A 6294-nucleotide genomic window follows, 5' to 3' on the forward strand; every position below is an offset into this window, starting at 1 on the left:
CTATTATGTTACTTTTTGTCATGTGTGTATTCCTCAGTTAAGAGTTTATATTTTGCAAAATAATTCTATCATTCTGCTGCGAATACACCGCTTATTTCTATATTAGATTTTCATCATACACTAGATTCGAGTATAACTCGATATGGATTGATGGTAAATCTAAAATTTTGATTGATGCTGGTGGTGGTACATATCTTAGATTTGGTCAATCAGGAGCTAGATTAGAAGATTTAGACTCAATCAATATGACTCATTTCTATGCGGATCATTCAGCAGATATTCCAGCGATATTAAAAGGAGCATATTTCTCCAAAAGAACAGAGAATCTTCCGTTCTCAGGCCCTACACATTCAGGTCTTTTCCCAAGCGCGACGGATTTCCTTCAGAGAGTATTTGGAAAAGATCATGGTGCTTTTGCATATTTACATGGAATACTTACGGGTACAGATGGTTTTCCTTTTAAGCTTGATCCTGTAACAAATGTTGACTATACAAAATTAGAACCAACTAAGGTCTTTTCAAATGATGAATTTACTGTTTGGGCTTTAGGTATTCCTAAAGGTGATGTTCCAACTTTGGCATATAAGATTGTGTCTAAGAAAGGTACTATCGTTGTAACTGGTGCTGGTGGTAGTAATGAGCATGATAAATTTAGAGACGCGTTTATTAAATTTGCAAAAAATGCAGATATTCTAATGATGCCGATGCCAATTGATGAAAGTGCTGATGCAGCAGGTAGTTTCTTACATGCTAAACCATCAGTCATTGGACAAGTTGCTGCAGCAGTTAATCCAAAAGCATTAGTTTTAAGTCATTTCTTAGGTAAAGGTTTGGTACTTAAAGACGAGTCAACAAAGATAGTTAAAAAGTATTATAAAGGACCTGTTTATGAAGGTCGAGATTTAGCATGTTTCCCAGTTAATGGAGTTAAATAGGAGAATTTAATATGAAAAAAATACCTTTAACAATCGCTTTAACAGCTTCTATGTCGTTTGGTATTGCTTTAGCAGCAGAAGCAAAAGCACCAGTTACACAGGTTCAGGATTCATCTGAGAGTGGTCCAATAGCTCAAGGTGAAGGTAAATGTGCTAGCGGTAAATGTGGCTCACTTAAAAAATTTGGTGTAGTTGATGTTGATGCTGATGAGCAAGATGGAAAACTTGTCAGAGCAAGAGATGGTAATTGTGGTACTAAAGTCTGTAAAGCTTATGGTAAGCAAGATAAAAAAGAGATAGAGCAGTTGGGTAAATGCTCTAATGGAGTTTGTGGACAATGATCGGTAAATGTCAAGGTATAGGTCTAAGATCTGAACATCAGTCAATATTATCAACACAAAAAGTTGATGGAATTGATTTTCTTGAGCTTTCTCCAGAAAATTGGATGGGTTTAGGAGGATTTAAGCAAGACTATCTTGATAAGGTTGCTAGTATTTATCCTATCATAGCTCATGGTTTGAGCTTATCAATAGGTGGATTTCAGCCGCTTAATAAGAAATTCCTGAATGAAATTAGAGCATTCTTAGATGATTACAATATTGAGATATATAGTGATCATTTATGTTTTTCTGATGATGAAAAAGGGTACTTATATGATCTTTTACCAGTCCCTAGAGAGAAAGAAAATATTTCTTATATTTGCAATCGCATAGAGCAGGTTCAAGAGATTATAAAAAGACCACTTACATTAGAAAATATCTCATATTACTACCAATATGATAATGATATGAATGAGCTAGATTTTATCAATGAGATTCTACAGAGAAGTGGTGCGAAAATGCTTCTTGATATAAATAATGTTTATGTTAATGGACATAATCATAACTATGATGCTTATGAATTTATAAAAGGTATAAATAAAGGTAGCGTCAATTATTACCATATGGCAGGGCACTATAAAAAAGATGATTTTATTTTAGATACTCATGGCAAAGATGTAATACACGAAGTAAAGGAGCTAGCTAAGTTTGCTGTAGAGCAACATGGTTGTCACCCAATGTTACTTGAACGCGATCATTTTGTACCAAAGCTTGATGATCTGGTGAATGAGTTAAATAGCATAACAAATGTTATAGAGGGAAAAATATGAATATATCTGAATCTATAAAAACTAAAATGCAAAGCTTTACTCATGCTATTCGTTATGATAATTCAAGTGATGATAGAATATAGATGTATCGTGAATTTATCGTTGGGAATGTCTTAAGTGTTTTAGAAAATACTTTTCCTTACTTTAGTAAGCATGCTTCTCAAGAGTTAAAAGATAAGATTTTAAAAGTTTTTTTGAGGACAATATATCATCTGAGCTAGCATTTCATCAAATAGCTACAGAGATACTAAAATCTTCAAAGTCAGTAGAAATGAATGAAAAATTATCTAAGTTAATAGAGTTTGAGTGGCTACTTTTCTCTATAGAAATAAATGAATCTAAAGTTGTTGAAAATATAGAAATCTCTAGAAATATAAGTTTTAAAGATATCCGAAATATAAAAGAAAATTCGACACTAACTTTTATACTACTTCCTTTTGATATAAATAATTTGGATGAAGAAATAAGCACAGTGCAAAATATTATGTATGCGCTTTATCGCAATATAAACCATAGAACTTCATACCAAAGAATATCTACACTTGAATACGCTGTGTTAAGTTCAGCATTAGAAAAAGGAATAGATATTTTTGAATCAGAAGATTTTAAGCAAATAAAAAATGAGCAACAAGAGTACTTAATTAATCGTTTAGTCTCTTGGCATAACCAAAATATGATTACTTTATCAGCATAAGGAGCAATTTATGATAAATAGAATATATGATATATATTACAAGATTATCCAAAAGTTTCAGTCTATCGACTTTTTACTTTTGTTAGGTATAAGGCTTTATTTAGTGACGACTATGTTTGTAGGAGCTAGATCAAAAATAGAAGGTTTTAGTACAACTGTGGCATGGTTTGGTGCTCCGGCTTCTCAAGGTGGTTTAGGTATGCCTATGCCAGAAGTTATGGCATTTTTAGCAACTTCTGCAGAAGTTATCGGTTGTGTTGGTATCGCATTAGGTTTATTTACTAGACTTGTTTCTATTCCAATGATGTTTGTAATGGGTGTTGCTGGTGCCGCGGTTCACTGGGCTCATGGATGGCCGGCAATTGCAGATAAAACTGCAGAATCTACGCAAAGACTAAATGATTTATTTGTATGGTTATCACAAAACTTCCCAGATAGATATAACTATGTTACTGCGTTAGGTGATCCTGTAATGCTTAATGGTGGTATGGAACTTTCTGTTACATACTTCATATGTTATTTACATTATTCTTATACGGTGGTGGAAGATATGTAAGTGCTGACCACTGGCTGAAGAAAATTTTTATAACAAACTAGTGTTTATCTAAGCCCTAACTTAACTAGATCGTGCATGGTTATTATGCCCTCAACGTTATTCTTACCGTCAACTACAGCTAAACTGGTAATTTCAAATCTTTCCATTTCCTCGAGAGCTGATATAGCCATTTCATCACTTGATACAGTTTTAGGGTTTTTGCTCATAACTTCACTGATTGTTTTCTGAGAATTGAAGCTCTCGGCTTCAAACATTCTTCTTAAGTCACCATCAGTAAATATACCTAAGAGTTTGTTATCTTCAACAACTAATGTACTACCTATTCCTTTGTTACTTATTTCTAGAATTGCTTTGCGCAGATTATTTGTTGATTTGACTTTAGGTATTTCATTGCCTTTACGCATAATATTTTCTACTTTTAATATCAGCTTTCTACCAAGAGCGCCACTAGGATGAGAAAATGCAAAATCTCTAGCAGAAAAATTCTTGGCTTTAAGTAAAGCGATGGCTAAAGCATCTCCTAAGACTAGTGTAGCAGTTGTACTCGATGTTGGAGCAAGATTAAGAGGACAAGCCTCTTTATCAACACCTAAATTGAGTGTTACATCACTGTTTTTTGCTATTAATGAGTTTTTGTTACTTGTAATAGATATTACAGGTATGCCAAGGTGTTTAATCATTGGCATAATTCCCATAATCTCACTGGAATTACCGGAGTTAGATATAGCAACTACAACATCCTTGTCTGTAATCATACCAAAATCACCATGACCAGCTTCCCCAGGATGGACAAAGAAAGCTGGAGTTCCAGTACTAGCGAGAGTTGCGGCAATTTTCTTACCAATTTGACCAGACTTACCCATACCAGTTATGATTACTCTACCTTGTTTGTTGTTTAGAATAATGTCGCAAGCTTTCTTAAAGTCATCACCTATAGAGTTTTTTAATTTCTCTAAAGCTTGTATTTCAAGTTCAAATGTTAGTTTAGCATTTTGAATATGATCCATTTGATTCTCTTTCCTTATCTATTATAAAAAGCGTTTACAGCATTAGATATTATAGTTTTTGAGATTTATTAGCTCAAATATTTTTTATTGTTATGTTAAAATTATTTTTAATTTTTATATATTTAGACAAATAGCAATGAGAAAATTTCAGATTAATCCATCGATATTATCTGCAGATTTAGCAAGATTAGGTGATGATGTCCAAGCAGTTTTAGAAGCAGGAGCTGATAATGTTCACTTTGATGTGATGGATAATCACTATGTGCCTAATCTTACATTTGGTCCTATGGTTCTCAAGGCTTTGAGAGATTATGGTATTTCAGCTGGTATGGATGTTCATCTTATGGTTAAGCCTGTAGATGCATTGATTGAGAGTTTTGCCAAAGCTGGTGCTAGTAGTATAGTATTTCATTCAGAAGCTAGTGAGCATATCGATAGAAGCTTACAGCTAATCAAATCTTTTGGTATAGATGCTGGTCTTGCTTTGAATCCAGCCACAGGGATAGATTGTCTAAAGTATGTTGAAAGTCATATTGACAGAGTGCTTATCATGTCTGTAAATCCAGGCTTTGGTGGACAAAAATTCATACCAGCAATGTTAGATAAAGCTAAAGAAGTCTCTCAGTGGATTAAATCAACTGGTAGAGATATTCTACTAGAGATAGATGGTGGCGTTAACCCTAATAATATTGCAGAGATAGCAGCTTGTGGAGTTGATGCTTTTGTGGCTGGATCAGCTATTTTTAACTCAGATAGCTACAAACAAACTATTGATAAGATGAGAGATGAACTCAAGAAAATCTAGTTTATCAGTATTTATGCTCAAAACGATAGAGCTGATATTGTCAGTAATAGTTGTTTTACTGAGTTATTTTATACCATTACATATTTTTGATTATAATATTACCAATTTTAGTAGCTTTAATTTTTTAGCTTCGTTTATAGCTATTACAGCATTATTAATTTTTCTTGTTGCAAAATATACCAATAGTGAGAAGACTTCAAAATCAAGAAATATACTAAAAGTATTGTTATGCTCATTTACACTAGCAGTAGTGATTACTTCTTTAGCATTTTTTCTAAGAGGTTTTGCTTTTCCTCGTAGTATAATTATTTTAGGTTTTGTTATACAGATTATAGTGTTGTCATGTTTGCGTATTTACTTTAGATCTCTTATGAGAAGAACTATCTATAACAAAGTGCTAGTGATAGGGCAAAATAATGAGCAGGATTGGCTTTTTAGTAAAGCGGTATCCTCTATAAGTTGCCTAATGAAATTATTCACGGTTATTTAAGTATAGATGTTGTGGGCTTGAAGCTAGCTGATATTATCAAAAGTTATACTAAGGTTTTTGTTTCAGACAAGGCTTTGAAGTTACTTGATGATAATGCTTTATCACTTTTGAGTCAGTGTAATGTTGAGATGGTGATTATTCCTCGAAAATATGAAATATCTGTATGGGGAGCTACTCTAGTACCTCATGGTGATAGTCTTGCAATGAGTATCAAAAACTTTGGTCTATCTTATGAGGCTAAAGTTATAAAAAGAATTTTTGACATCATATTTAGCTCGATTGCTATAGTGTTAATGGCTCCAATAATGTTTATAACAGCTCTGGCAATCTATATCGAAGATAAAAGCTCTCCTTTTTTTATCCAAGAAAGAGTTACTAGAAATGGTAAAAAGTTTAAATTGATAAAATTTCGTAGTATGAGAATTGATGCTGAGTCCCAAACCGGAGCTATAGAGTTATTGTCAAATCTAGTGTATGGATCAGCAAAGAATACTTTGATGCCAGTCTTGCTAGTTAGCTTCTTATGTTTAGCAAACTCTTTACCATTATCAAATGTAGCTGTTAATATTTTATGACCATTAGATACTTTGTACAATATTCTATTGATTGAATTAGCTGTTCTATCTATAGACTTGGCTAAAATAGTAAATCTGCTAG

At 33.0% G+C, this 6294-nt stretch carries 5 protein-coding genes and 5 pseudogenes; 8 read left to right on the forward strand and 2 right to left on the reverse strand.

The features are described from left to right. Positions 1-140: 140 nt before the first annotated feature. The 5 genes and pseudogenes from F8C69_RS08440 to F8C69_RS08460 form a co-directional block, all read left to right on the forward strand. A pseudogene (locus F8C69_RS08440) lies at positions 141-935 on the forward strand (MBL fold metallo-hydrolase); the annotation flags it as partial. An 11-nt stretch (positions 936-946) separates the two neighbouring features. Continuing rightward, complete coding sequence (locus F8C69_RS08445) at positions 947-1276, forward strand: hypothetical protein (RefSeq protein WP_159184874.1); 330 nt, start codon at positions 947-949, stop codon at positions 1274-1276. Next, a complete protein-coding gene (locus tag F8C69_RS08450; RefSeq protein ID WP_192189650.1) occupies positions 1273-2085 on the forward strand; it encodes an MbnB/TglH/ChrH family RiPP precursor modification enzyme in 813 nt (270 codons plus the stop codon). The genes F8C69_RS08445 and F8C69_RS08450 overlap by 4 nt, the downstream gene beginning before the upstream one ends. After that, a pseudogene (locus F8C69_RS08455) lies at positions 2082-2779 on the forward strand (HvfC/BufC family peptide modification chaperone). The gene F8C69_RS08450 and the pseudogene F8C69_RS08455 overlap by 4 nt, the downstream one beginning before the upstream one ends. A gap of 10 nt (positions 2780-2789) precedes the next feature. Continuing rightward, positions 2790-3376, forward strand: a pseudogene (locus F8C69_RS08460) (HvfX family Cu-binding RiPP maturation protein). Between the two features lie 3 nt (positions 3377-3379). Here F8C69_RS08460 and F8C69_RS08465 read toward each other — a convergent pair. Next, positions 3380-4342, reverse strand: coding sequence for a KpsF/GutQ family sugar-phosphate isomerase (locus F8C69_RS08465; RefSeq protein ID WP_159184876.1), 963 nt, complete (start codon positions 4340-4342; stop codon positions 3380-3382). A 136-nt stretch (positions 4343-4478) separates the two neighbouring features. Here F8C69_RS08465 and rpe point away from each other — a divergent pair, with 136 nt between their 5' ends. The 3 genes and pseudogenes from rpe to F8C69_RS11490 all read left to right on the forward strand — a co-directional run. Then, the gene (rpe, locus tag F8C69_RS08470) at positions 4479-5147 is read left to right on the forward strand and encodes a ribulose-phosphate 3-epimerase (RefSeq protein ID WP_159184877.1); all 669 of its coding nucleotides are present in this window, start codon (positions 4479-4481) and stop codon (positions 5145-5147) included. Next, on the forward strand, positions 5128-5637 hold the full coding sequence (locus F8C69_RS11485; RefSeq protein WP_236352421.1) for a nucleoside-diphosphate sugar epimerase/dehydratase: 510 nt from the start codon (positions 5128-5130) through the stop codon (positions 5635-5637). The genes rpe and F8C69_RS11485 overlap by 20 nt, the downstream gene beginning before the upstream one ends. Positions 5638-5840: 203 nt before the next feature. After that, positions 5841-6026: pseudogene (locus F8C69_RS11490) on the forward strand (sugar transferase); the annotation flags it as partial. Here F8C69_RS11490 and F8C69_RS11495 read toward each other — a convergent pair. Then, positions 5966-6294 (reverse strand): annotated as a pseudogene (locus F8C69_RS11495) (hypothetical protein); the annotation flags it as partial. The pseudogenes F8C69_RS11490 and F8C69_RS11495 sit on opposite strands and share 61 nt — an antisense overlap.

The sequence above is a fragment of the Francisella noatunensis subsp. noatunensis genome (genome assembly GCF_009823375.1).
Lineage (GTDB): Bacteria > Pseudomonadota > Gammaproteobacteria > Francisellales > Francisellaceae > Francisella > Francisella noatunensis.

Excerpts from the sequence above, each read along its gene's own strand:
- F8C69_RS08445 (WP_159184874.1), top strand. The coding sequence starts at position 947 with ATGAAAAAAATACCTTTAACAATCGCTTTAACAGCTTCTATGTCGTTT.
- F8C69_RS08450 (WP_192189650.1), top strand. The coding sequence starts at position 1,273 with ATGATCGGTAAATGTCAAGGTATAGGTCTAAGATCTGAACATCAGTCA.
- F8C69_RS08465 (WP_159184876.1), bottom strand. The coding sequence starts at position 4,342 with ATGGATCATATTCAAAATGCTAAACTAACATTTGAACTTGAAATACAA.
- rpe (WP_159184877.1), top strand. The coding sequence starts at position 4,479 with ATGAGAAAATTTCAGATTAATCCATCGATATTATCTGCAGATTTAGCA.
- F8C69_RS11485 (WP_236352421.1), top strand. The coding sequence starts at position 5,128 with ATGAACTCAAGAAAATCTAGTTTATCAGTATTTATGCTCAAAACGATA.